The following is a 23,853-nucleotide window of genomic DNA, read 5'->3' on the forward strand; positions in this document are numbered from 1 at the left end:
TTATAAAAAATAAAATCCGGCCTGCTATTAAGGATATTCCAGAAATAGTGCTCCTAAAATTGTCTCAAAATAACGCATTGGGAAACGATAGCAGCAAAACAGGTACAATAATTGCGACCCGGTTAAAGTACCCTATTGTTCACTAAACCCTCGCTCCATGAACAAATTTCGGTTTCTGCTGCTCCTGTTGCTGATTTCCGGTAGTACACTTCAATTGTCGGCACAATGGAAAGGTTTCAGTATTGGGCCCTACGGTGAATACGCCGTCCCCCAGGGTGATTTTGGCACCAACTTTAACTGGGGTGTGGGTGTGGGTGGCACGGCCGATATCCGCCTGATTAAAAAGCTGGCGCTCACGGGTTCTGTAGGTTATATGTATTTCCGGGGAGCTGATCGTGCTGACGATGCAGGAAACCCTTACCGTGTGTATGACCTGAAAGCCGTCCCCATCCGCGTTGGATTGAAATACCGGTTAATACCGCTCTTATATGTAAAACTGGAAGCCGGCAGCGCCAACTACAGCGGCAACCATTATGATGGTTCGGCCTTTATCCTCTCGCCAGGCGTAGGCTTGCGCATATTGGGATTTGATCTGCAGGCCAAGTACGAAGCGTGGATGAAAGATGGCACCAAAGGATTTATAGGATTTAAGGCGGGTTGGAATTTCTAGAACATTTCTTATAATAAATTTAAGGAATCCGGCGTTAAACATGACCGCTGCGCATATCTGATAAACCCGGCCAGGAAATACCGGCCGGGCTTTAAAAATCACAGAAGAAAGCATCACCTCTACCCCTGTCATCGTTTGCACATTCTTTAATGGCCGCCAGCCCCGTTCAATTTGCAGGTAAAACTCGCCTGGCCGCTGGGAGAAATAACAATACGCCAGTCGTCCGTTGGGCCTGCCATGGTACCGCAGGTTGCCCCAGGGAAGTCTTTAGAATTAAAGACAACGGCCTTCCCTGTATTGTTTTCTACACCCGAAAACTGACAACTGACAATTCCGTTGCCACTGTTTGTAGCCACAAAATTCCCGTTATCGGTTGTACCCGAATAACCATTAATACTAAACCAACAGCCTCCATCCTGAATCACAACCGCACTGTTGTTTACAGCTTTCCAACTGGCCAACAGGCCTACAACAGCAAATGCTGCTGCAAAAAGAATGCTTACTTTTTTCATTTTTTGAAAATTTAAAGTGAAGAATACGAATTAAATATTTGGGTACGCAAAGCATCGAAACATATAAAAATGAAGATAATATGTAAACATGCCGGTTTCCAAATTTCAGACATCGCCAATTCCGGCGATACAACCAACGTGTTTCCATTGGTGCAATCGGCGCCTCTCACACGAATGCTTTTGCTGATAGCCCTTTCTCCATCCGGAAGCGCATTTCCAACCATCCGGACGAAAAAATGTAAAAATTTAGTAGATTTGATCCAATATTTCTGAAAAATGCCCCGAACAGTTAACATCATCGTTACCAACAACACTACCGGCGATCATTATATCGGAAGGTCGTACCCCGACAGCGACTATGACAATAATGGGAAAACGGAGTATTATAAGATCCCGGTCTATTATGTACATCTTGAAGGAATGGACAGCAGTAATAAAAAAGTAACGCTGAAGTGGAAAGCCCTGCGCTTTATGCCCTATTGGAATGATCCCAAACAGCCGGACAAGCGCTACCGCCACAGAGGCTGGGTCAATTCCGGCAAACATAAGGTAAGTAAGAAAAAAGTTACGTATTACAACCCGAATTACAAGATACACAATACCTATTCGCCCTACGACGGCGCCATCCAGATCGAAGATTCCTTCCTCGTGCATGCAGGCCCAGCTTCGCTTTCGGAATATGGCTGGGGCGCGGCCGGTTGCGTAGAAATCATCGGCGGATTTGATAAATTCAAATCAGATATTCAAACGCTTGCGGGAATTCCTTCTAAAACCTCCGATGCAGCGATACAAGCGCTTGTAAAAGCCGGCCAGTTATACATCCAGGTAGACTATGCCGCTCCCCCGGACATTAAATCAGCATTTTATGGTGAATATTAGAAGCTCTCTATTCCTGATGCTCCTGCTTGCCGCCGTTACGCGGCTTTATGCCTGCGCCGGCCAAACGGAGGAAAATAAAAACCACCCTGCTGCTGCGGCTGCCCAGCAAGATACCATGCGTATCCGGCTCGAAAACCCGCTGCAGTACAACACCGTCGCCGTTAAGAACAATGCGGTCACCAATTGCGCTACCACAGAAAAAAATTGTAAATCGGATGTGGATTTCATCACTGCTGCCCTGCAGCTGCTGGAACCCGCCTACAAAGCAACGCAGCTGGAAGCGATCATTTACCAGGGTACGGCCGTATTGAACAATGCCGGTCGTGATTCCTTAAAGACAACGTATTACCTGATTAAAACAGAAAATACAGGCACATTGCAACAGCTGATTACCCGTTTGGATACAGCTAAAGAGGGTTATGTACGGAGGATGGCGAAAACAGAAGCGCCCATTGCCTGTTACTTTGCCACCACTCCCAATGAAGTATTGCTGATCACGCATATCGGCGTTCCCGAATTTCAAAAGCTGAAGAATCAACCGCTGGTAGCCGCGGTAAAAAAGCAGGTCGGTGGCCACTAAGGCGTTAAGAAACCAGGAAACGCTAAGGAGATTTTATTTGCCGCTGAGGCGCTGAAGTGCTTCGTGTGTCTTCCAGCCTTCGGGCCTTCGTGGTTCTATCGCCACAAAGACACTAAGGCACTAAGAAACGCTAAGGTTCTTTATTTGCCGCTGAGGGCTGTAGTGCTGCGTGTGTCTTCCAGCCTTTGAGCCTTCGTGGCCCGGCCCTCCCCTTACTTATCCAGGCTAAATAAACTATCTACAAACTCGTGCTTATCAAACACCAGCAGGTCTTCCATTTTTTCACCCACACCAATAAATTTCACCGGTATTTTAAACTGATCGGCAATTGCCAAAACCACCCCACCTTTTGCGGTGCCATCCAGTTTGGTAATGGCCAGCGCAGTTACATCCGTGGCAGCAGTAAAATGTTTGGCCTGCTCCAATGCGTTTTGCCCGGTAGAGCCGTCCAGCACCAGCAATACTTCCTGCGGAGCCGAAGGAATAAATTTCTGGATCACCCGTTTGATCTTATTCAGCTCATCCATCAGGTGCGCTTTGTTATGCAAACGGCCGGCGGTATCAATGATCACCACATCGCTCCCCCTGCTTACGGCACTTTGTGCGGTATCAAAAGCCACTGCTGCAGGGTCACTGCCCATGGCCTGTTTTACAATGGGCACCCCCACGCGGTCGCTCCAGATAGTGAGCTGGTCTACCGCCGCTGCACGGAAGGTATCCGCAGCACCCAGTAGTACGTTCTTACCCGCTTTTTTAAAATTATAGGCCAGTTTGCCAATGGTGGTGGTTTTTCCAACACCATTTACCCCTACTACAAGGATGATATACGGTTTGGCAGGCAGCTCGCTTTCAAAGGTATAGCTCGACCCCGAAGGAGCCTCCACGAGTACGCCCTCTATCTCTTCCTGCAGGATCCGGTTCAGCTCACTGGTGCCCATATATTTATCCTTAGCCACCCGCTTCTCTACCCGTTCAATAATGCGCACGGTGGTTTCAATACCCACATCGGCCCCTACCAGTGCTTCTTCCAGGCTGTCCAGCACCTCTTCGTCTACCGTGCTCTTCCCGGCAATTGCCTTACCTATTTTTGAGAGAAAGCCTTCCTTGGTTTTTTGCAATCCCTGGTCCAGCGATTCCTTTTCTTTCTTTCCAAATAACTTTCCAAAAAAACTCATTTCATTTATTTGAAGCCCGCCGGAAAAGCCGGTACGGACGGATTTAAAATCTGAGGGTTGAAGGTACGGCCAAAACCATAAACGTCAAACAGCAAACCCTAAACATTAGAAAAAACAAAAGCCATCCGTTTTAAAAACGAACAGCTTTTTAATATTGTAATGAAAGCAGGAGCTTATTTCTGAGCTAAAAAATCTTTAACTTTCTCCTTGTGAACGATCTGCTCCTTAAAGGTATAGGCACCTGTTTTGGGGCTGCGGATCGCACGGATCACCTTCGTCCAGTTTTTAGACTCTGCTGCTGCTTTAGCATCTTTTACCTTCGCGTTCTTTGAAGCTGCTTTTGCCATCTTATATTAATTTGAAAATGTGATAATTTGAAGATTTGAAAATAAATGCACCATTCTGAAATGGATACATACTCAAATTCTCAAACTAAATTATTTAATTTCTTTGTGAACAGTTACTTTCTTCAGAATAGAATTGTATTTCTTCAACTCTAAACGTTCAGGGTTGTTCTTCTTATTCTTTACGGTAATGTACCGACTGGTTCCGGGTTTACCGCTGGTCTTGTGCTCGGTGCACTCCAGAATTACCTGTACCCTGTTTCCTTTTGCTTTCTTCGCCATTGTATAATGCTTTAAACTGCTTTAGTTAGATTTTTTCGCCTTTCGCACGCAATTCTTTCACTACAGCATACAGACCATTTTTATTGATGGTGCGCAGGGCATCTGTAGATAATTTCAAAGTGATCCATTTGTCTTCCTCTACCAGGTAAAATTTCTTCTTTTGCAAATTAGGCAAAAAACGGCGCTTTGTCTTAATATTGGAGTGAGAAACCTTGTGGCCTCCAATTGGGGTTTTACCTGTAACCTGACATACTCTTGCCATAATGAATAAAAATTTAGGAGTGCAAAGGTAGGGAATTAACCTGGCATTATGTAATAATTTTTCAATTATTTTTAAACCTTTCTGAACAGCATCTAAAATAGCGGAGGAGCTTTGTGCGGAAACCTGCCTTTTAAAAGACCCGGTTGCACCGGCAAAAGCAGAAAAACACTGGTAATCAATAAATAAAAATCAGCATTGATTCCCCAACAGAAATCCCCTGCCCTGCAAAGTTCACCCTTTCATTTAACAACTACCGCCTTTTTTTAAAATTGGCCGCTACCTGAAGATTGAGATTGGTGCTAAAGTTCAAATGCTGCCGTTGATACCTGAAATTTCCATCCACCACCGCCGCGCCCGTATAAATATCCCAGCGGGTCATTGTTTGCGAAAAATCGGTTTTAAAATAGGCGGCATTTGTATTCAGGGCAAGGATCAGGTGCGGGGAAAACCGGTAACCGATCCGTATTCCGGAGGTTACGGTAAATGGAGTCTCCGTTCCCCGGCCGTCTAACAAAACGTTGTAGTAATTATTAGAATTCTTCCGGAGCAGGTTGGCCCGGATACCGGTTACTTCAAAATTTGTAACTCCCAGCCCCAGGCTTCCGTAAACCAAAAAATGTTTTTTTTCAAACCGGTAAACAGGCCCCGCCGTAAAGCGAAATGTTGCCGGCGACTCATACCGTTGCCATCCGTGCCCATAAAAGTATTTATCCGTAAGTATTTCGTAATCCCCGGAATAGCGTGCTTCAAAAGACTGGTCAAGCATTGCCCGCTGCTTTTTATTGACGGCAGAAACATCAATTTGAAAATCTGCCATAAAACCCCATTTTTTGAAAACAAACACCTGGAGGGAAGGATTCAGGCCCCAGTAACGGTCCCGGTATCCTACCCGCGCATCCATCAGATCCGCCGTTTCAGACTTCTTAAAGGGCATCGAAAGCCCACCGCCCATTCCTACAATGAGCTGCTTTTGGTACGCTGCCCATTCCTGGGCGTTAGCAGCAAGGACGCTGCTGATCAATATGGATGTAAATATGAATGTTCTCATACGCATTATTGCAGGTAAACGGGAGCAGTGGTTTGTTCTATGATGCTGCCGCTCTTCATGGTAAAAGCCATTTTAAACTTATGCCAGCCATTGTCGGGCAACGGTTCCATGAGCAGGTATTTTTCTACCAGTGAAACATCCATTTTTTTGGAATCATTATAATTGGGATACGGCCAATACTTCAGATAATCAGCAACGGTTACATAACCTCCATTATAAATCCGGAACCGGCTGCTTACATCTGTTCCGGAAGACCATCCGCCTCCGGTTTCCTGTAAATAATCCGTTATTACTATAGACCGGATACTGTCCACAGGCATATACTCCGAATACCGGCATTGCACCTTGGTCATTGCATGGGCGGTGTTCCATAGCACCCACCCGTTTGTTCCCTCCGTCTTTGCCAGGGTCGTTATGGCCGTAAGCTTTGCTTCAATCCCGTAGGCATTTTTATGAATGGAGGCGCCGGCATTCTCCCCGATGGGCTTTGCACCCTGCAGGTGCCGTAACTCCAGCATATTAAAATCATACCGGTAATAAAGGGTATTTACATTACACACACAACCTGCAAATACGGTAAAAATGTACGGAAGCATCAGTAAAATAGCTCCTTTGAAATAGATACGGCAACTCATAGCAGTTCATTAAACTGAATACTATAACGTGTTCTCCCGGCTATTCGCAACAATCAACCACCGGCCTACATAATTCATTCATTCCTGCCTCCCCGAAAAATTATTTATTTAATTGGAAGCCATATACTTACAATACATGTACAACAGCCTGAAGGATCATTATCCCGGCAGGTTTCCTTCTTTCACATCCAGGGCATCACCAAAAACATCGCTTATACTTATCTGGTGTATATACCCCGGTCCATCCGGGGCGCACTTGCATAAACAGGGCCAATACTATCCGCCCCAGCCCAACAAAGCCGCTTCTTAATTGTTGTATTTCTGGTAATTGGCGTACAAAAACGATTGCGTATTTGGTTGAAACGGCATTTTGCCCGTTACCGTAATTCAACTAAATTCGCACTCTCACTGATCTTTTAATTTTTTAAATAACACATTTTATGGCATATGACGTGATAGTTGTAGGTAGTGGCCCGGGCGGATATGTAGCCGCTATACGCGCTTCCCAACTGGGTTTGAAAACTGCAATTATTGAAAAAGAGAGCCTGGGGGGAATTTGTTTAAACTGGGGATGTATTCCTACCAAAGCCTTATTAAAAAGTGCGCAGGTTTTTAATGATATCCAACACGCACAGGCATATGGTATTGAGGCCTCCGGAACACCCAATTTTGAAGCTATTGTAAAACGCAGCCGTGGTGTAGCCGATAAAATGAGCAAGGGCGTTCAGTTCCTGATGAAGAAAAATAAAATTGACGTGATCATGGGATTTGGCACGTTGAAAGCCAAAGGCCAGGTAGAGGTAAAGGGTGCAGATGGAAAAACAACCCTGGTAGAAGGAAAACACATCATCCTGGCTACAGGCGGCCGGAGCCGCGAATTGCCTGCCCTGAAACAGGATGGCAAAAAGATCATTGGTTACCGTGAGGCCATGGTACTGCCCCAGCAACCTAAAAGCATTATTGTGGTAGGAAGCGGTGCCATTGGTGTGGAATTCGGTTATTTCTACAACAGCCTGGGCACTAAAGTGACCATCGTTGAATTTTTACCGCGCATTGTTCCGGTTGAAGACGAAGATATTTCAAAAGAACTGGAAAAGAACCTCAAAAAGCAGGGCATTACGGTAATGACCAGCAGCGAGGTAACTTCTGTAGATACCTCCGGCAACGGCGTAAAAGCAAAAGTAAAAACTGCCACCGGTGAAGCAATCCTTGAGGCAGATGTGCTGCTGAGCGCTGTAGGCGTGGCTGCCAATATCGAAGGCATCGGACTGGAAACCCTGGGTGTAAAAACCGATAAAGGGAAGATCGTTGTAGACAAATATTACAAAACCAATGTAGAGGGTGTGTATGCCATCGGTGACTGCGTTCCCGGTCAGGCCCTGGCACACGTTGCTTCAAAAGAAGGCATCATCTGCGTGGAAAATATCGCCTTTGGTGAAAAGAAATACAACCATCAGCCGGAGGCCCTGGATTACGGCAACGTACCAGGTTGTACCTATTGCTATCCGGAAATAGCCAGTGTGGGCTTTACCGAAAAGCAGGCTAAGGATGCCGGTTACGAAATAAAAGTAGGCAAGTTCCCTTTAAGCGCCAGCGGAAAGGCCAGTGCTGCCGGACATACCGAAGGTTTTGTAAAAGTGATCTTTGATGCCAAATACGGCGAATGGCTGGGCACCCATATGATCGGCTATAATGTAACCGAGATCATCGCGGAAACCGTTGTTGGCCGTAAGCTGGAAACCACATACCACGAAGTACTGAACAGCATTCACCCGCACCCCACGATCAGCGAAAGTGTAAAAGACGCTATTGAAGTGGCCTACGGTGAAGCCATTCACTTATAATATTTACAGATGGGTTAAAAAGCCTTCCTGCGGGGAGGCTTTTTTTATGGGCCGGGCCGTGGTACTGCGGTGCAATGCTACGCTGGCCGATGAACAGCCAGTTTGATAATTACTGGGAAGATTGTAACTTTGAAGAACAAACAATAATTGTAATGGACATCTCTTCCTACATAGAAATCCGCCCTGAAATTATGATGGGCAAGCCCGTGATCAAAGGTACCCGCATCACTGTAGAGATGATTCTTGAGTCACTTGGCGCTGGTGAGACAGCCGACAATCTCCTTGAATCTTATCCAAGATTGACCAAAGAAGCGATCTCTGCTGCGCTATTTTTTGCAGTTGAAGCATTGAAAACTGAACGCATCTATCCTGTAGCGGTATGAAATTCTTAGCAGACGAAGGCGTTGACAGAAGTACTGTAAACTGCCTTCGCAGGTTGAATTTTGATGTATATTATGTTATCGATGAAATACGATCGCTTGATGATGAAACATTACTACAAATTGCTGCAGAGGAAAAAAGAATCCTTATTACAAGAGACAAGGACTTTGGCGAGTTGGTCTTCCGGCTCAACCAGGTGCATTGCGGTGTTGTCTTATTAAGACTGGAAGGATGCACAACGCAGGAGCGGACAACTATAGTATGTTCTTTAACGGAAAAATACCAGCATCAATTACCTAATGCTTTTACGGTTATACAAAAAGAGGCGATCCGTATCCGGAAGGTTTAAAATGAGTTTTTTGATCATTTCCACAACCAGGCCTGCAACAAAAAAGCAGGCAACTATTGCCTGCTTACCCGGTTCACAAATCTAAAAAAATCAACCTATCTGCCCAAACCAATATTGTAAGCCACGCCTACCCCAATGCTTCCGGCATTGTACTTTTGGGTAGCATTACCAATATTGATCTTACCATCATCCCCGGTAAATACCTTCGTGTAATGCGCAAACACATTCCAGTTGCGGTTATGCCATCCTAGTTCAGGTTTTAGATAAAACCCGCCGTCCGGACGGTTTACACTGCTGTTACTGGCAACTTTCTCATCGCCGGTAATAAATCCATATCCCAGGTCGGTACCTACATAAATACCTTTTGCCTGCGGATAGTAACGAACCAGTGCAGCCACCGGCACTACTCCGAAACTATTGTTTTGAAGTGTTGTGCCGCCCAGGTCATTGTCTTTACCAAAAAAATGATTGTAACCGGTGGCAACACCCAACCCTACATGCGGCGTAATCAGGTTCTGATACGATACGTCTACGCCCAGGTTTGCCGCAGCATTTTCATTGGGCACTGCTGCGCCTCCCATTACACCCACTTTAAGGGTATTCTTCATACTTTGCGCCTGTACAAAACTGATGGATAAAATACCCATCGCTGCTGCTAAAACTACCTTTTTCATAACTATAAGATTTAATCTACATAAATAACAACAAAGAACGCTGCAGGTTTTTAAAAGAACCGGAACTGGATCCAGATCAAGTTTTACTGCAGGGTACGTATAAGCTATAAGAAAAAACAATACCAATTTTTTATACATACATGTTGTAGTGCATTTCTTACAGGCGGTGTATGATACATGCGCCTGTAAATCAAAAGCAACCCGCTGTTATAAGTTTAATCCTCTTTTCAGCACAACCCGCAATAACAATCATTTGTATGTTCTTAAAAATTATAGTGTCTCATTTTAAATTTATTTATCTTGTTGGGCAAAAACGAATGATTGTTGCGGATCTCGGCCAGCAAAAGCCAGTGAAAAAAAAGAAGCTGTACCAGGTACTTTATTTCCAGGTGATCGTTGCCATCGTTATTGGTATTACGTTGGGACATTTTTTTCCGGATACAGGAAAAAAGTTAAAACCTCTGGGCGATGGTTTTATCATGCTGATAAAAATGATCATTGCCCCGGTTATTTTTCTTACCGTAAGCACCGGCATTGCCGGCATGAATGATCTAAAAAAAGTAGGACGGGTTGCCGGAAAGGCCTTTATCTATTTCCTCACGTTTTCAACGCTGGCACTGATCGTGGGTCTTATTGTGAGCAACACCGTTCGCCCGGGTGCCGGTATGAATATCGATCACCGTACGCTCGATGCCAGCAGCATTGCCAAATATGTATCGCAGGCAAAAGACCAAACGCTGGAGCATTTTATTTTTGACATCATTCCGCAAACCCTGGTAAGCCCGCTTTCGGGCAATAATATCCTGCAGGTATTGTTTGCTGCCATTTTGTTTGGTGTTGGACTGGCTTTAACCGCGGAGAAAAGCAAGATCGTGATTGATTTTTTAAAAGCCCTTACCTATCCGGTCTTCAAGGTGGTAGCGATTTTAATGAAGCTGGCGCCCATCGGAGCTTTGGGAGCCATGGCCTTCACCATTGGCCAGTATGGCATCCGGTCTGTAATGAACCTGGGGCTGCTGGTTGCCACATTTTATCTCACTGCCGCCCTGTTTGTGATCCTTGTGCTGGGTGCCGTGGCCCGTTACAATGGGTTCTCCATTTTTAAGTTCATGCGTTATATCAAGGATGAGCTGTTGCTGGTACTGGGCACCAGCTCTTCAGAAGCCGCTTTACCCACGCTGATGCAAAAACTGGAGAACGCCGGTTGTGCCAAGCCCGTGGTAGGACTGGTCATACCTACAGGGTATTCATTTAACCTGGATGGTACCAATATTTATATGACCCTGGCCGCCTTGTTCATTGCGCAGGCCTGCAATATTCCCCTTACCTGGGAACACCAGGTGTTGTTGTTACTGGTGGCAATGCTGAGCTCCAAGGGCGCCGCAGGAGTGTCTGGCGCAGGCTTTATTACCCTGGCTGCCACACTGGCCATCGTACCGGAAGTGCCCATTGCCGGCATGACACTGATCCTGGGCATCGACCGCTTTATGTCGGAATGCCGCGCCCTCACGAACCTTGTTGGTAATGGTGTGGCAACGATCGTAGTGGCCAACTGGGAAAAACAGCTGGATAAAACGCAGCTCCAACAGGCACTGGATCAAAAGAGTGCCGCGCCCCTTCCCAAAACTGCCTATTAGCCGTTACCGTACACGAAAAAGATATGCCCCGTATCTGATTCTTCATCAAATTTTCATAATTCCCACCTAGGTTTGTACTATAGGTAATGTACCTGTATAATAAACTAGAGCGATGAAATTGATGTTGGCATTTCTGATCCTGCTTTTTGCTTCAAACTCATTAATCGCTCAATCCGGGAAAGGTTCTTTTAAAGTAAAGGCGATCAAACCCGTTTTAAATCATGGGACCGTGGTACGCAGCGTTGCGCACCGTACTCATGACGGACGAATCATCAGCGGTGTTGCGTCTTCAAAAGCAAATAGAAAAAAGTATCGGAAAACGCATATAAAAGAAACTATCCGGTTGCCGGCAAATGGCAACAAAGTTCGTGCCCTAAGATAGCGGGAACAAACAGCCCGATTTCTTTTTAATCAGTACCTTTATATCAGATAGCTTAACTGCTATCTGATATTTTCTATTATGAAAATCTTTTTTCTTTTTTTGTTGATGGGAGGATGGCTACCGGTTAACGCCGGGACACGTTTGCCACATTCGTTCGAAAAGGGAAAAGAAAGGTTGTTTGTTGCTGATACCGTTCCCCGGCAGCAAACAACAGTTCCGGATAATAAACAGGACGCACCCAGGCAACCGGTGGCTAAAGGAAAACCGATTAAGGAAGTACCCAAGGCAAAAAACCAGGCAAAGCCGAAAATGGTAACGCCCGCTTCGATCAAAATAAAACCGGTAAAAATCATTAAACCAAAAATTAACGGGAAAGGGCTAGGACGATAAAGGAAAGGTATTGTGAAAAAACTATTTGTTGCGTTACTATGCTGTATGAGAATTCCCCTGCTGTTCGCCCAGGATACGGCCGGCGTCCGTGTGGAACAACCTGTAGATTCGGCAAAAGAAAAAACGACCCTCACCATTGCGGCGCTTTATGGAACCGGCATTGATTACTACGGTCAAACCACTGAACAGCGCCTCCCCTACCTGGCTTTAAATGCAACGGTACGCATTCCTGCAGGCGTTTATCTTTCCGCAACGGGTTTTCACCTGTTTTCCGATAGCCTGCTGATGTCGGCTGCCGCATTGAGTGCCGGCTATGGGTTTAATATTACTTCTAAATTATCGGGGGACGTAAGTTTTACGCATACCTTCTTCCCTTCAAAATCACCCTTTCTGCAGGCCTCCAGTCCCAATATGGCCAGTGCCTCCCTGGGCTATGAATATTTTCTTAAAACCACCCTTGAGGGCGATTTAGCCTTTGGTGAACAAACCGATTACTTTACCACCCTTTCTAATTCAAAATCGTTTGACATTAACCTCTCGGGCGGACGGGCCATCCTCAACTTTACACCAGAACTGGCGCTTACGGCCGGTACCCAACAATATTATGAAACCTACCTGGTAGAAAAAACAAACCAGGGAAAAGGCAACGGGAATGGGAATGGCAATGGAAAAGGAAAAGGTAATGGGAACGGCAATGGCAATAATCCGCCGGGGCAAACAACCGAAACAACCATCGACTACAAAAAATACGGGCTGCTATCATATAACCTCAAATTGCCCGTATCTTACAACCGGGCCTCTTATCTGATAGAAGCCGCTTTGAAATTTTCCTTATTGGGCAGCAATACCGCCGATAAAGGCCGCATCAATTCTTTCTTTACCCTAAGTGCTTATTACCAGTTTTAATCCACCCCTATGCGCGTACTGATCGTAGAAGACGAACAATCCCTGGCAACAGAAATCGAGACCGCCCTTCAGAAAAACCATTTTCTTTGCGATACAGCACACAGCGCAAAGGAAGCTTTGGACCGTACTGATACCGGCAGCTATGACTTTATTTTACTGGATATTGGTTTACCGGACAAAGATGGATTTTGGCTGTTGCAGGAGATCCGGAAGGATCATTCAGAAACTGTAATCATCATGCTTACCGCGCGCGGAGAAGTAGAAGACCGTATCCGGGGGCTGGATATGGGAGCCGATGATTACCTGGCAAAGCCGTTCTCCCTGCTGGAACTGCAATCCCGTATGCAGGCCATCATTCGCAGAAAATTCAAGTTGCATGACCAGCAGTTGACACTCGGCGCTTTTACCATTCATGTAAAGAACCGGACCATTCATTACGAAGAAACAGAGATCTTTCTCTCCCGCAAAGAGTTTGATCTGCTGAACTATCTGCTACTGCACAAAAACCGGCCGCTTTCCAGGATGCAGCTAAGTGATCATCTCTGGGGCGATAATGCAGATGACGAGTATGACTCAAACTATATTGATGTACATATCAAGAACATCCGTAAAAAGCTCAATGCCTATGCCGATACCGAATGGCTGGAAACCATACGCGGCATAGGTTATAAAATAAGAACCGACGCATGAGGCTGTATACCAAACTCACCTTATTTGCTGTTGCCGCAACCATTGTGGTACTGGGCCTCTTTGTATGGCAGCTGCCCCTGCTCATGCAAAAAATAGCCTCGGGCAATACGAATAAGAACCTTATACAGCAACGGGAAAAGGCGTTGAGCGCCATTCAGAAAAACGGCATCGACTATTATTTCCAGGGTGATTCTGCCTATGGCAGCTATTCGATGCTCAAAGATGAATACATTTCGCTGGAACCCTATTATACCGGAGCAGACCTTACCCGGCTGCAAACCGCTGAACGTATCATCGACGGGGATACGATCAATTACCGGATCCTTATAGACACGTTTGCCATGCAACAGCATGTGTACCTGCTGGAGATCGGGAAAAAGATCACCTCCATCCAGGAAGACAGTGTAGCACTGCAACGGGCTACCATCAGTGTACTGATTGTGCTTACCCTTATCATGGCACTCATTCAGCTGTTTTATACCCGCTACCTGCTGAAACCGCTGGCGTCCATCATCCGCAACCGGCTGATAAAGAAAAGCTTTCCGTTCCGTGAACCCCAGCGTGCCCTAACGACCTCTACCTATGATTTCCGGTACCTGGATGACTCCATTGCCCAATTAATGCAGCAGGTAAACCATGCCTTTGAAAAAGAAAAAGAATTTACATCCAATGCATCCCATGAACTGATGACCCCCATCAGCATCATGCAGAGCAAAATTGAGAATATGCTTACGGACCCCGAGCTTCCGGCCGGCACCGTACTCAAACTGGAAGACACCATGCGGATCATGAAACGGTTAAAAAAAGTGGTAAACGCGCTGTTGCTGATCTCGCGGATTGAAAACGAACAATACAACCGGAACGACGTGGTAGCCGTAAAATCGATGATCCGTGAAGTACTGGAAGAACTGCAACACCGGGCAGACGAAAAAGCCCTTACCGTAGAAGAGCGGCTTACAGATGGTGTAATACTATATCATGTAAACCGCGACCTCCTGTTTCAGCTGTTCTATAACCTTATTCATAACGCCATCCGCTATAACCGACCCAATGGCCGTATCATTATCAGCGACCGTTATGTAAACCAGGAATATTTATTGTGCATCGAAGATACCGGCATTGGTATTGAAGCGCCGCAGCACGAACGCATCTTCGACCGCTTTAAAAAAAGCACTTCCCAACGGGAGGGTTTTGGCCTGGGCCTCTCCATTGTAAAATCGATCGCCGATTATCAGCGCATCGGCATTACGCTGCATTCAGAGCCTGACCGGGGCTCGCAGTTTGAGCTGCATTTTCCGGCAACCCATCTCACCAAATAACGACCGCCGTTTTTTCATACTACGTTCATCTTGGGGTTTTAGTTTTGGATCCTATAATGTAAAACCTCAGATATGAAATTACTATTCCTTTCGATGGGAGCGGCCAGCTTATTGGCACTTGCTTCCTGTTCAAAAAGCAGCAGCCCGGATCAGGACACCAATGGACAGGCAAAAGTTCAGCTGATGCTTACCGACGCCCCGGCTACCTATGACGCTATCTTCCTGGATGTAAAAAGCGTTTCAATCAACAACAGTACAAACGATGCAGGATGGATCAACTACCCGCTGGATCCTAAATTCAGCGCGCCGGTCAATATCCTGGATTACCGCAACGGTACCGTGGTGGCGATGGGCGATCCGCTGACAATAGCTCCCGGAAAAATTGAACAGATCCGCCTCATACTTGGCGACAACAACAAAGTTGTCATAGGCGGCGTGGAACATGCATTAACCGTACCTTCCGGTTCTACAAGCGGTTATAAAATCAATTTTCATAAAGAACTGGCTCCGGATGGTGTTTATAAGATCTGGCTGGATTTTGATGCGGCCCGTTCCGTACACGCAGCCGGAAAAAGCGGTAAATACATGCTGAACCCTGTAGTAAAAGCCTTTAGCGAAGAAGCAAACGGACAATTCAGAGGTTATGTTAAACCCCTGGAGGCCAAACCCTGGCTTTATGCCTTAAAAGGTGCAGACACTATTGGAAGTGCGATTCCTGCAGCCGATGGATTCTTCCACTTTGTTGGATTGCCGGATGGCGCATATGCACTGCGTATTGATGCAGACAGCACCAGCGGATACCGGGATTCTACCATCAGCAATATCAACGTGGTGTTTGGTAAAGTGACCGATGTTGGTACCGTTACGCTTACCAAATAGTTCTATATAAGTTATATCACCCTCCTCCGGGCGGCATCTCAAAAAAGATGCCGCCTCTTTTATTTGGATCCAGCAGGCATGATTTCACTGGTTTACGCCCTTCTATCTTCTGTACCTGCTCTATTAAATTACCTTTTTCATCAAATATATTACCCATTTTACACCGGAAACAGCAGCTGCCTGCTTCCCGAAGCCTTTCTTTTGTATTTTTACTGGAAGCGATTGTACACGATTAAATCTACAGTAAGCATAATGAAAAAAATCCTTCTGGCAATAGCCCTGATCACAACCGGCCTGTTGCATGCACAACCGAAACAGTTATTTAAAGAAACCCCGAACGAAAAAGCAAAACGGATGGAATGGTGGACCGATGCCCGCTTTGGTATGTTTATTCACTGGGGATTGTATGCACAGGCAGCAAGACATGAATGGGTAAAACAACGGGAACGCATTACTACCGAGAACTATCAGAAGTACTTTGATCATTTCAACCCCGATGAATTTGACCCGAAGAAATGGGCAAAAGAAGCAAAAGCTGCAGGTATGAAGTATGCCGTGCTTACTACCAAGCACCACGAGGGTTTCTGTTTATTCGATTCAAAATACACCGACTATAAGGCTACCAATACACAGGCCAAACGCGACCTGGTAAAAGAATTTGTAGATGCCTTCCGGGCAGAAGGGATTAAGATCGGGTTTTACTATTCGCTGATCGACTGGCACCACCCGGATTTCACCATCGACCGTACCCACCCGCAACGGCTGGGTGGCGATGCCTCAGAAGCGGATTATGCCCCACTGAACAAGGGTAAGGATATGAGCAAGTACCGGCAGTATATGCAAAACCAGATCAAAGAGCTGCTGACGAACTATGGTAAGATCGATATCATGTGGCTCGACTTCTCTTATCCCGGAAAGAACGGAAAGGGTCATGAAGACTGGGGCTCTGTTGAGTTATTAAAACTGATCCGGAAATTACAACCCGGCATCATTGTAGACAACCGCCTGGATCTGAATAATTATTCAGACGGCTATGATTTTGAAACACCGGAGCAGGTAAAGCCTTCTGAGCTGTTAAAGTACAAAGGCAAGTATTGGGAGACCTGCCAAACTTTTTCCGGCTCCTGGGGATACTACCGGGATGAAAACACCTGGAAAACGCACCGGCAGTTGCTGGACCTGCTGATCACTTCTGCCGCCAACGGTGGCAACCTGATCCTGAATGTAGGCCCCACCGCCCGCGGTGAATTTGACTACCGCGCCAACAATGCGCTCGACAGCATCGGCTACTGGATGCATGCCAATAACAAGTCCATTTACAATTGTACGTATCCGCCGGATACCTATAAGCTGCCCGAAGCGCTGGATATTAAACAGACCTACAACCCCGAAACAAAAAAGCTCTACCTGCACCTGTTTACCTATCCTTCCAACTACGGGAAACTGGTGTTGCCGGGTTATGCAGACAAGATCAGCTATGCGCAGTTCCTGCATGATGCATCAGAGATCCTTTATAAAACAGAGAACGGCGATGTGATCCTGGAACTGCCCAAACAAAAGCCACCTTATGAGATCCCGGTGATCGAATTGTTTTTAAAATAACCGCGGAACAACGTTGCCCGTATCAGAATCCAGGCAATACCCATTGGTCGGTACGGAAGGGTAACAGCGGAAGTCCCGCGCTGCTGAATACATTTCCAATGGCCGTATCGGTAAAACAATACCGTACGGCCATTGGCTTTTTTACGCTGGTATTCCAAACCACAATGGTATCATCCTGTATGCTGGCTTCCGCAGGATAAAAAACCTTGTCAGCACCGGCGATCTGCAGGGAAGCCAGGGTATCGCCCAGCAGCTTCAGTCCACCTTCAGCACCGGAAATTTTAATGAAGGCCTTCGATCCTTTTACCTCCATGCTTTTGTATTCCGGGCTTTTATATACAATGCCTTTTATTCCATAATGATCTGCCAGCGCCCAGTTAGCCAGTCGCAGTCCTACATCGTGCTTGTTCTGCGGATGCACCTCATTTACATTGCCGGTTATATCATTGGTAGCCACCATACCGGTATGCGGAATCACCCGGCATTGCCATTGGGCTTCCCGGAGCAAGGCACCTGCATTTACTTTTCGATACCGGAAGGGAGCCACCTGCACATAATAAAAAGGTAATGGGCGATCCCATGCACGACGCCAGGCATGAATCATGGCCGTAAATAGCGGGCGATACGTAGTGGCCGCGTCGGAATTATTTTCGCCCTGGTACCAGGTAACACCCACAATAGCAAACGAAACAATGGGAGCAATCATCCCGTTATAGGCGCTTCCCGGAATATAGGGACACATGTCGCTGGGTTGTATCAGCCCGGCCGCCTTTTTAAGAACAGGGCTGCTGTTCACGATACTGTCCGGTGTCCACACTTCCGCTGCCGTACCGCCCCAGGCGGCTTCGATCAAGCCGACAGGCCTGCGCAATTGCTGACGAAGGTGCTTTCCAAAAAAATAGCCCACTGCGCTAAATGTTTTCAATGTATTGCTGTCGCATACCACCCACGCTCCTCTTACCTGTTCCTGCGGGAAAGCGGCCGTTGTTTTGGGTATATGAAAAAAACGCAGCTCCTGCTGATGCGCCTTCGGCAATTCCTTTTGAATATCCGGTAATCCCCAGCTGCCGCTCATTTCCATATTGCTCTGCCCGGCACAAAGCCACACTTCCCCGATGAGTACGTTCTCCAGCAACAACCGGTTCTTTCCCTGCAACGATATGAAGTAAGGGCCGCCGGCTGCAGGTGTTTGCAGCTCAACCACCCATTTGGCATCACGGGAGCCGGTGGCTTCATATACCTTATTATCCCAGGATGTCTTAATGCTGATCTTCTCATAAGGATCGGCCCAGCCCCAAAGCTTTACCTTGCTTTGCTGTTGCAGCACCATGTTATTGCCTATGATATCCGGCAAACGGATATTGGCTTTTGTATGGAGCACTACCAGCGTAACCAGCAACATCAACCATAATTTTTTCAGACTCATTTTACGGGAACTTTAAATGAAGGGATGGTATAACAGAACACCTGGTACCGCAGCTCGCTCCATTTATTCTCCAGGGGAAAAGGACGGCCTGGATAGAGCTCCTGCCGGTTGGGGATATTTTTGATCCGTACGCGTACCGTTGTTCTGTTCTTTGTAAGTTCCGCAGGAATCAGGAATTCATCATCGCGTAACCGTCGGTTGGAAGTACGTACCTCGTATACCCGCTTGCCCAGCTCGTCTTTCGGTCGGGAGGTCATCGACACATTGGAACCGGCCAGGTACCATACGCCCGCCTTTTTCCAACTGGTTTCATTGATGTTCTTTTTGCCGGATGGCACGGCAATATACACTTCGGCCGTTTGATTCGGATACCCATAATCCAGCGTTCTGCGCAACAATACGCCCTGGTTATCCTTTCGCAAACGGATGTCAAATTCCGTTGTACCTTCAGTAGTACGCCCATCTTCCTTTTGAGCCGGATAGATCTCCTTCCCGATATATTCCTTATACCCCGGCCGGTTAGGAAGATCATAGCCCCATGCATGAGCGGGATATGCATCCGGTCCCCATTCATATCTGGATTCAATGGTTTGCACAGCGGATGCCTGGGGCGAATGGTACCGGTGCCGCCGCTCATCCGCTTCATTGCCAACATCCAGCTGATCCGTTGCTACCAGCGAAGCCGATGGCAGTCCGTACCAGTAGCAAACCGATTCATAATGTTCCTGCGAAACATTCTCGTTGTGCTCAAAGCGGATCACAGCCCGTTTTCCAAAGGGCATCAGGTCGGCCCAAAGGAACCGGTAGGCCGACTGGATCAGGTCTTTTTCATTCACTGCTTTTTTCTTTTCAATAGCACCGCAGGGATGCCCCGCTAACGGAAGCGTCATGTTCTCTCCGCCCCAATAATCGCCGCCACCGGCCCACTCTTCGGTGCCGGTACCGTAAGCCTGCGGGGTCTGACTGTCGTCAAAAAAGAAGCGGGGATCGCCTTCCAGGGTATTCAGGTTGGCATTGTGCGAAAAAATAAAGGAATTGCCCAGGAAGCTTCCGGACCATTCCTGCTGCCCTTCCAGGCCCTTTGTATCCAGCCAAACCATATCCTGCCCGAGTGCCGGTTTTGGGAAATCGCGATACGTGGCATGAAAATAACTGCTGAGCGCCGGCGTTGCTGCCACCTGCTTTTCATAGCGCAGCTCATAGGTTATAGCGCCTTCTCCTGAGGGGAGCCCTGCCAGTTCAACCTTTGCGGAGCGGAAGAACGGCATGGGATAATAACAGGCCAGCTCTACGGTTCCCTTTTTATAATCGTAGCGTATGTTTATCGGCAATCCCTTCACGAGGTATGCTTTTTTTTCCCGGTTGAAAAACGTACCTGCTCCAAAAAAAAGGCAGAGCGGTGCATCGATGGAGGGTTGCTTTGCCCCGTCCCAGCTCACTTTCAGTCGTACCCGCTCCAATTGTTCTGCCTCATCCAATGGCAACGTGAGCTTTAGCGCACGAATTGTGGCCGGCCCGGTTTTTAAGGTAGCAAGTACCGCCTGTTGCCGGCTGCGCGCAACCGTTCCCTGTATTTTTTGAATAGTTGCCGGAGCAATATCGGTACCCGCCCGGTTTAGCAAAGCAACAGCATCTGCCGGTGGCACCTGTTGCAGATTCCACGAGGCACCCCTGTTCATCAACCGTTCGTTGCCTGCATAAAGATGATAGATATAATAGCCCGTGCCATAGAAGGTTCTGGAATACGCGATCTGCAGCGAATCATTGAACCGCATCGGTATCCAGGAAAGATTGGCCCCCTTGGTGGTGCCCCAGGTCCATGCAAAAGGCTCCGGAAGCGCTGCTGCCGGGATGTAGGCGGTTGTCTTATATTTTTTAACCGCGTCTACCGGATCGGCTGTTGCGGTTTCCTTAACAATATTGTCGGTTCCATCCACCACAAAATGCCAGGGACTACCATGCCAGTGATTAGCCCGGAAGAACCACAGGGTACCGTTTCCTTTTACGTCCAGCGTTACATTTTCATCTTCCTTTTTCATAAAAAGAAAATTGGAAGCATCGTATCCACCGCCGCCGCGGTCATAGGTACTGCGCATATAGGCCCTTACCCCTATCCGCTGTTGCGGCAGGCTGCTCCATAGCTGATAGGCATCATAACCGGAAGGCTGTGCCGGCAACAATGCTTCTTTGCGTGATTGTGCTGTTGCACAAAGCGGTGCCATCAGCCCCAAAAACAGCCATTGTTTTAAATCCCTTATGCTCATTTTATTTTTCTTTTGATTCCCATTTTAACGGCGCCAGGTAGAGTCCCTTTTTATCCCAGCCGGTATTGGAAATAAACCAGCCTTCCTTTTTATCGTAGATCACTTCCGCAGCATGTACCGGTAAAGTGCCCACAAAATTTTCATTAGGAAAATGCAGCGGGTCTGCAGACCAATATACATCTGTACGATTATACTCCGTCATCGCCCGGCAGATAAACAGGTAGAACAATCCACCCTTTTTTACCACAAAGGGACTTTCGGCATCCCCGCCCCAATCCACCCGGTAGGGCTGCGTATGGGCAATCTGCGGTCCGCTCCAGTGATACATATCCGGTCCTGTGCGTACGGCCACTACCGAACGGAGATCGGTTTCGCTGAACGTACGTGTATAGTAATAGTAATACACGCCCTTATGCTTCATGATGTACGAATCCCGGGCATGACCGGCATCACTGAACAGCGGGTTCAGCGCATGCCGCTCCCATTGATACAGATTCGTACCGGTAGCCAGGCGCAGCTGCCCCCAGGAAGCATAGTTGGGTGCATTTTCCTGCATATTACCCGTATTGTAAAATAGATGATAGCGTCCCCTCTCTTTAACAATATGCGGTGCCCATAATACGCGTTCCACACCAGGTTCCGCCGTCATGGCATAGCCCTTATCTGCCCAGTGTGCCTGCGTCAAAGAGCGCGCGGTAATATGAAAGAAACGGGTTTCTTTCCAGGGTGCAACCGGCAAATGGTGTATGATCCCGAAAGCATGCCAGGAACCATCGGCCGCTTTTACAAAACAATGATCATTGGTATACCAGGAGCTGTCTTTGGCCCGGGTATCTGCCGGATCAAAAATATGCACCCACGCGCCTGCAATCTGCGGCACTTCTATCTTTTGGCCCTGTGCCTTTACCAATTGAATGCTCAATAAACAGAGTCCTATGATCCATTTTTTCTTATACACTGCAGCTGTTTTATGGAACCGGTCACGCACCGGCACCAATATATTTATTTAATTTTTGACCAAGATTTTCTTAAGGGTTTCCCGGATCCATTGCTCACTCCTGGGAAAATCTTCATAGGTATGCAGCGATGACAACAGGGCGTCTTCCGGCTGTATACCCGCTGATTGTAAAATAGCATAATCCTGCAACGACTCCGAAAAGACCTCCCAACGGATCGAGTCATACGGACCATCCGGACCGGGATATACCACAAACGGATCACCCGACGCAATACCCGGATAGGCATAGGCGGCACCTTCGGTAAAGGGATCTCCCGCCTCTTCTTTGTCCAGCTTATACCAGAAGTTATATCCCCAATGTAAAAAGCCCTCGGCTTTCAGTTTATAAAACAGCCAGCCGCTCATACGTATTTTAGGCAGCGGTGTATCATACAGGCGATTGAGCCATTTATTGCGCGGACCCGTGCAAAAATAAACCCAGTGCGGAATATGCTCCTTCCGGTAAGCCTCATCCGAACTGATGATGGGCACCGGGATATCGGTCAGGTGCTCCCGGCCGTACCGCACATCACTTAACGCATCCATTACCTTCATCCAGGGAGCCAGCCGGCGAAGGATGTCGCGCGCCTTTTTATAATTTTCCACGTGTTCGGACCAGGGTTCATCCGAGAGATGAAAGTAAGAATCATCCAATAGCTTTTCCTTTATAAGGAACCGGTGTAAATCCGGCAGGTATTGTTTCAGAAAATTGATATAGGTATCGGATGTTCCCGAAAGATTTTCCGCCCACAACAATTTATTGGTATCGCCTTCTTTTTTATACACATGCATGGCGTCCTGTACACCCCAGTACAGCCATAGATGCGCCCATTCAAATTTCTTGTAGCCCAGTTCCCGGCATAGGTCTACAAACCGTTTGATCCGCGACCAGTCGAATTCATATTTCCCGGGGCTTGGTTCATTTACGATCAGCATTTGACAGGGTTCTTTGAATACAGCCCGCAGCTCAAAGAAATTCTGGATAAATGCCACGTCGTTGCCATGTTCTATCAGGTTTTTCATGCAGGCCCGCGTCAGTTTCCACCATTGCTCGTCGAACATTTTTGTTTTGTACTGAAGGGCAATGGCCTCACCCCGCCACCAGTGGGTTACATGGAAATTTTTCCGGGGCTGCAGGATCAATGTACTTACAGTTAGGTTAACCGTTAATGCCGTGTCCTTTTCCTCCTTCCCTTCCTGCCAGCGCATCCGTATTTTATACCGGTGCAACCCGGGCGATAGTGCAGATGGAACCTGAAGCGTGATCCAGAACGAACGGCTTTCAAAGGGATTGGCTTCTGTTTTGGTTACGGGGTAAAGCGGATCGGGCAGCCAGCCGGGAAGGTATCCCCTGCCGTCCAGCTCCTCCGCGCTGACATCGGTATTAAAATGAGGCATCGGTACCAGCCCTACGTAACGCACCTGCGGATGTACCGCTGCAGCGTTCTCTATACTGCAGGATATATGCGTTTGATCTTTCATGTTACTCCGGAAAGCAACCTGGAATGAAATACGGCTGTTCCGGGCCGCCAGCAACTCCAGCTCGGTGGCAGCCTGAGCCGGTGATTGCGGAAATACCCGTTGCAGCGAACTGGTGAGCCAGATAGACATCGGCGGCTCCGTTGTACGAGCCCCGGCACTGACGGTGTTCAACAAACAACCGGCAAAAAAAATCAACAATCGTTGTGCATGTTTGTTCATGATTTTTCTGTTTAAAGGAAAGCGT

26 protein-coding genes are annotated in these 23,853 nt (G+C 47.3%); 14 read left to right on the top strand and 12 right to left on the bottom strand.

Annotation, left to right across the window (positions count from 1 at the left end):
- Nucleotides 1-157: 157 nt before the first annotated feature.
- Nucleotides 158-670: an outer membrane beta-barrel protein gene (locus LQ567_RS22265; protein WP_231008046.1), complete on the top strand. Its 513-nt coding sequence runs from the start codon at nucleotides 158-160 to the stop codon at nucleotides 668-670.
- A 146-nt stretch (nucleotides 671-816) separates the two neighbouring features.
- Here LQ567_RS22265 and LQ567_RS22270 read toward each other — a convergent pair whose 3' ends face one another.
- On the bottom strand, nucleotides 817-1,182 hold the full coding sequence (locus LQ567_RS22270; RefSeq protein WP_231008047.1) for a hypothetical protein: 366 nt from the start codon (nucleotides 1,180-1,182) through the stop codon (nucleotides 817-819).
- Nucleotides 1,183-1,458: 276 nt separating this feature from the next.
- On the opposite strand from LQ567_RS22270, the gene LQ567_RS22275 reads away from it, so the two are divergent.
- Nucleotides 1,459-2,061, top strand: a complete 603-nt coding sequence (locus LQ567_RS22275) for a hypothetical protein (RefSeq protein ID WP_231008049.1) — start codon at nucleotides 1,459-1,461, stop codon at nucleotides 2,059-2,061.
- A complete protein-coding gene (locus tag LQ567_RS22280) occupies nucleotides 2,048-2,641 on the top strand; it encodes a hypothetical protein (RefSeq protein ID WP_231008050.1) in 594 nt (197 codons plus the stop codon). Before LQ567_RS22275 ends, LQ567_RS22280 begins: the two co-directional genes overlap by 14 nt.
- 212 nt (nucleotides 2,642-2,853) lie before the next feature.
- Here LQ567_RS22280 and ftsY read toward each other — a convergent pair whose 3' ends face one another.
- From ftsY to LQ567_RS22310, 6 genes are all read right to left on the bottom strand, one after another.
- Nucleotides 2,854-3,816 carry a signal recognition particle-docking protein FtsY gene (gene ftsY / locus LQ567_RS22285; protein ID WP_231008051.1) on the bottom strand — a complete coding sequence of 321 codons (963 nt, stop codon included), beginning with the start codon at nucleotides 3,814-3,816 and terminating at the stop codon, nucleotides 2,854-2,856.
- Nucleotides 3,817-3,989: 173 nt separating this feature from the next.
- Complete coding sequence (locus LQ567_RS22290) at nucleotides 3,990-4,163, bottom strand: DUF4295 domain-containing protein (protein ID WP_018628658.1); 174 nt, start codon at nucleotides 4,161-4,163, stop codon at nucleotides 3,990-3,992.
- Nucleotides 4,164-4,253: 90 nt separating this feature from the next.
- The gene (rpmG, locus tag LQ567_RS22295; protein ID WP_231008052.1) at nucleotides 4,254-4,442 is read right to left on the bottom strand and encodes a 50S ribosomal protein L33; all 189 of its coding nucleotides are present in this window, start codon (nucleotides 4,440-4,442) and stop codon (nucleotides 4,254-4,256) included.
- A 25-nt stretch (nucleotides 4,443-4,467) separates the two neighbouring features.
- Entirely contained in the window at nucleotides 4,468-4,704 is a 237-nt protein-coding gene (gene rpmB, locus LQ567_RS22300; RefSeq protein ID WP_231008053.1) for a 50S ribosomal protein L28, read from the bottom strand.
- A 250-nt stretch (nucleotides 4,705-4,954) separates the two neighbouring features.
- Nucleotides 4,955-5,752 carry an outer membrane beta-barrel protein gene (locus LQ567_RS22305; protein ID WP_231008054.1) on the bottom strand — a complete coding sequence of 266 codons (798 nt, stop codon included), beginning with the start codon at nucleotides 5,750-5,752 and terminating at the stop codon, nucleotides 4,955-4,957.
- Between the two features lie 5 nt (nucleotides 5,753-5,757).
- On the bottom strand, nucleotides 5,758-6,387 hold the full coding sequence (locus LQ567_RS22310) for a DUF5034 domain-containing protein (protein WP_231008055.1): 630 nt from the start codon (nucleotides 6,385-6,387) through the stop codon (nucleotides 5,758-5,760).
- A gap of 440 nt (nucleotides 6,388-6,827) precedes the next feature.
- Between LQ567_RS22310 and lpdA the strand changes: the two genes are divergently transcribed.
- The 3 genes from lpdA to LQ567_RS22325 all read left to right on the top strand — a co-directional run bounded on the left by lpdA (nucleotide 6,828) and on the right by LQ567_RS22325 (nucleotide 8,961).
- On the top strand, nucleotides 6,828-8,231 hold the full coding sequence (lpdA, locus tag LQ567_RS22315; RefSeq protein ID WP_231008056.1) for a dihydrolipoyl dehydrogenase: 1,404 nt from the start codon (nucleotides 6,828-6,830) through the stop codon (nucleotides 8,229-8,231).
- Nucleotides 8,232-8,320: 89 nt separating this feature from the next.
- Nucleotides 8,321-8,614 (top strand): DUF433 domain-containing protein, encoded by a 294-nt coding sequence (locus LQ567_RS22320; RefSeq protein WP_231008057.1) that lies wholly within the window; start codon nucleotides 8,321-8,323, stop codon nucleotides 8,612-8,614.
- Nucleotides 8,611-8,961 (top strand): DUF5615 family PIN-like protein, encoded by a 351-nt coding sequence (locus LQ567_RS22325; RefSeq protein ID WP_231008059.1) that lies wholly within the window; start codon nucleotides 8,611-8,613, stop codon nucleotides 8,959-8,961. The genes LQ567_RS22320 and LQ567_RS22325 overlap by 4 nt, the downstream gene beginning before the upstream one ends.
- 95 nt (nucleotides 8,962-9,056) lie before the next feature.
- On the opposite strand, the gene LQ567_RS22330 is transcribed toward LQ567_RS22325, so the two are convergent.
- Nucleotides 9,057-9,635, bottom strand: a complete 579-nt coding sequence (locus LQ567_RS22330) for a hypothetical protein (protein WP_231008060.1) — start codon at nucleotides 9,633-9,635, stop codon at nucleotides 9,057-9,059.
- Between the two features lie 350 nt (nucleotides 9,636-9,985).
- On the opposite strand from LQ567_RS22330, the gene LQ567_RS22335 reads away from it, so the two are divergent.
- The 8 genes from LQ567_RS22335 to LQ567_RS22370 all read left to right on the top strand — a co-directional run bounded on the left by LQ567_RS22335 (nucleotide 9,986) and on the right by LQ567_RS22370 (nucleotide 17,440).
- Nucleotides 9,986-11,272, top strand: coding sequence for a dicarboxylate/amino acid:cation symporter (locus LQ567_RS22335; RefSeq protein WP_317206847.1), 1,287 nt, complete (start codon nucleotides 9,986-9,988; stop codon nucleotides 11,270-11,272).
- Between the two features lie 112 nt (nucleotides 11,273-11,384).
- The gene (locus LQ567_RS22340) at nucleotides 11,385-11,654 is read left to right on the top strand and encodes a hypothetical protein (protein WP_231008061.1); all 270 of its coding nucleotides are present in this window, start codon (nucleotides 11,385-11,387) and stop codon (nucleotides 11,652-11,654) included.
- A 78-nt stretch (nucleotides 11,655-11,732) separates the two neighbouring features.
- Nucleotides 11,733-12,044 carry a hypothetical protein gene (locus LQ567_RS22345; RefSeq protein WP_231008062.1) on the top strand — a complete coding sequence of 104 codons (312 nt, stop codon included), beginning with the start codon at nucleotides 11,733-11,735 and terminating at the stop codon, nucleotides 12,042-12,044.
- A gap of 45 nt (nucleotides 12,045-12,089) precedes the next feature.
- On the top strand, nucleotides 12,090-12,950 hold the full coding sequence (locus LQ567_RS22350) for a hypothetical protein (RefSeq protein ID WP_231008063.1): 861 nt from the start codon (nucleotides 12,090-12,092) through the stop codon (nucleotides 12,948-12,950).
- A 9-nt stretch (nucleotides 12,951-12,959) separates the two neighbouring features.
- Nucleotides 12,960-13,640 carry a response regulator transcription factor gene (locus LQ567_RS22355; RefSeq protein WP_231008064.1) on the top strand — a complete coding sequence of 227 codons (681 nt, stop codon included), beginning with the start codon at nucleotides 12,960-12,962 and terminating at the stop codon, nucleotides 13,638-13,640.
- Complete coding sequence (locus LQ567_RS22360; protein WP_231008065.1) at nucleotides 13,637-14,959, top strand: sensor histidine kinase; 1,323 nt, start codon at nucleotides 13,637-13,639, stop codon at nucleotides 14,957-14,959. The genes LQ567_RS22355 and LQ567_RS22360 overlap by 4 nt, the downstream gene beginning before the upstream one ends.
- 72 nt (nucleotides 14,960-15,031) lie before the next feature.
- The gene (locus tag LQ567_RS22365) at nucleotides 15,032-15,838 is read left to right on the top strand and encodes a DUF4382 domain-containing protein (protein WP_231008066.1); all 807 of its coding nucleotides are present in this window, start codon (nucleotides 15,032-15,034) and stop codon (nucleotides 15,836-15,838) included.
- A gap of 252 nt (nucleotides 15,839-16,090) precedes the next feature.
- Nucleotides 16,091-17,440 (top strand): alpha-L-fucosidase, encoded by a 1,350-nt coding sequence (locus LQ567_RS22370; RefSeq protein ID WP_231008068.1) that lies wholly within the window; start codon nucleotides 16,091-16,093, stop codon nucleotides 17,438-17,440.
- 22 nt (nucleotides 17,441-17,462) lie between these two features.
- Here the strand turns inward: LQ567_RS22370 and LQ567_RS22375 are convergent, their stop codons facing one another.
- The 4 genes from LQ567_RS22375 to LQ567_RS22390 are packed head-to-tail and all read right to left on the bottom strand — an operon-like array spanning nucleotide 17,463 to nucleotide 23,828.
- The gene (locus LQ567_RS22375; RefSeq protein ID WP_231008070.1) at nucleotides 17,463-18,866 is read right to left on the bottom strand and encodes a sialate O-acetylesterase; all 1,404 of its coding nucleotides are present in this window, start codon (nucleotides 18,864-18,866) and stop codon (nucleotides 17,463-17,465) included.
- Nucleotides 18,863-21,130, bottom strand: coding sequence for a DUF2961 domain-containing protein (locus tag LQ567_RS22380; protein WP_231008071.1), 2,268 nt, complete (start codon nucleotides 21,128-21,130; stop codon nucleotides 18,863-18,865). The genes LQ567_RS22375 and LQ567_RS22380 overlap by 4 nt, the downstream gene beginning before the upstream one ends.
- Before the next feature lies 1 nt (nucleotide 21,131).
- Nucleotides 21,132-22,088 carry a family 43 glycosylhydrolase gene (locus LQ567_RS22385; protein WP_231008073.1) on the bottom strand — a complete coding sequence of 319 codons (957 nt, stop codon included), beginning with the start codon at nucleotides 22,086-22,088 and terminating at the stop codon, nucleotides 21,132-21,134.
- Nucleotides 22,089-22,136: 48 nt separating this feature from the next.
- On the bottom strand, nucleotides 22,137-23,828 hold the full coding sequence (locus LQ567_RS22390) for a DUF4091 domain-containing protein (RefSeq protein WP_231008075.1): 1,692 nt from the start codon (nucleotides 23,826-23,828) through the stop codon (nucleotides 22,137-22,139).
- Nucleotides 23,829-23,853 lie beyond the last annotated feature (25 nt).

Origin of the sequence: Niabella pedocola, from assembly GCF_021044425.1 — a bacterium.
GTDB lineage: Bacteria > Bacteroidota > Bacteroidia > Chitinophagales > Chitinophagaceae > Niabella > Niabella pedocola.

Coding starts and splice junctions, on each gene's coding strand:
- LQ567_RS22265 (WP_231008046.1), top strand. CDS start 158: ATGAACAAATTTCGGTTTCTGCTGCTCCTGTTGCTGATTTCCGGTAGT.
- LQ567_RS22270 (WP_231008047.1), bottom strand. CDS start 1,182: ATGAAAAAAGTAAGCATTCTTTTTGCAGCAGCATTTGCTGTTGTAGGC.
- LQ567_RS22275 (WP_231008049.1), top strand. CDS start 1,459: ATGCCCCGAACAGTTAACATCATCGTTACCAACAACACTACCGGCGAT.
- LQ567_RS22280 (WP_231008050.1), top strand. CDS start 2,048: ATGGTGAATATTAGAAGCTCTCTATTCCTGATGCTCCTGCTTGCCGCC.
- ftsY (WP_231008051.1), bottom strand. CDS start 3,816: ATGAGTTTTTTTGGAAAGTTATTTGGAAAGAAAGAAAAGGAATCGCTG.
- LQ567_RS22290 (WP_018628658.1), bottom strand. CDS start 4,163: ATGGCAAAAGCAGCTTCAAAGAACGCGAAGGTAAAAGATGCTAAAGCA.
- rpmG (WP_231008052.1), bottom strand. CDS start 4,442: ATGGCGAAGAAAGCAAAAGGAAACAGGGTACAGGTAATTCTGGAGTGC.
- rpmB (WP_231008053.1), bottom strand. CDS start 4,704: ATGGCAAGAGTATGTCAGGTTACAGGTAAAACCCCAATTGGAGGCCAC.
- LQ567_RS22305 (WP_231008054.1), bottom strand. CDS start 5,752: ATGAGAACATTCATATTTACATCCATATTGATCAGCAGCGTCCTTGCT.
- LQ567_RS22310 (WP_231008055.1), bottom strand. CDS start 6,387: ATGAGTTGCCGTATCTATTTCAAAGGAGCTATTTTACTGATGCTTCCG.
- lpdA (WP_231008056.1), top strand. CDS start 6,828: ATGGCATATGACGTGATAGTTGTAGGTAGTGGCCCGGGCGGATATGTA.
- LQ567_RS22320 (WP_231008057.1), top strand. CDS start 8,321: ATGAACAGCCAGTTTGATAATTACTGGGAAGATTGTAACTTTGAAGAA.
- LQ567_RS22325 (WP_231008059.1), top strand. CDS start 8,611: ATGAAATTCTTAGCAGACGAAGGCGTTGACAGAAGTACTGTAAACTGC.
- LQ567_RS22330 (WP_231008060.1), bottom strand. CDS start 9,635: ATGAAAAAGGTAGTTTTAGCAGCAGCGATGGGTATTTTATCCATCAGT.
- LQ567_RS22340 (WP_231008061.1), top strand. CDS start 11,385: ATGAAATTGATGTTGGCATTTCTGATCCTGCTTTTTGCTTCAAACTCA.
- LQ567_RS22345 (WP_231008062.1), top strand. CDS start 11,733: ATGAAAATCTTTTTTCTTTTTTTGTTGATGGGAGGATGGCTACCGGTT.
- LQ567_RS22350 (WP_231008063.1), top strand. CDS start 12,090: ATGAGAATTCCCCTGCTGTTCGCCCAGGATACGGCCGGCGTCCGTGTG.
- LQ567_RS22355 (WP_231008064.1), top strand. CDS start 12,960: ATGCGCGTACTGATCGTAGAAGACGAACAATCCCTGGCAACAGAAATC.
- LQ567_RS22360 (WP_231008065.1), top strand. CDS start 13,637: ATGAGGCTGTATACCAAACTCACCTTATTTGCTGTTGCCGCAACCATT.
- LQ567_RS22365 (WP_231008066.1), top strand. CDS start 15,032: ATGAAATTACTATTCCTTTCGATGGGAGCGGCCAGCTTATTGGCACTT.
- LQ567_RS22370 (WP_231008068.1), top strand. CDS start 16,091: ATGAAAAAAATCCTTCTGGCAATAGCCCTGATCACAACCGGCCTGTTG.
- LQ567_RS22375 (WP_231008070.1), bottom strand. CDS start 18,866: ATGAGTCTGAAAAAATTATGGTTGATGTTGCTGGTTACGCTGGTAGTG.
- LQ567_RS22380 (WP_231008071.1), bottom strand. CDS start 21,130: ATGAGCATAAGGGATTTAAAACAATGGCTGTTTTTGGGGCTGATGGCA.
- LQ567_RS22390 (WP_231008075.1), bottom strand. CDS start 23,828: ATGAACAAACATGCACAACGATTGTTGATTTTTTTTGCCGGTTGTTTG.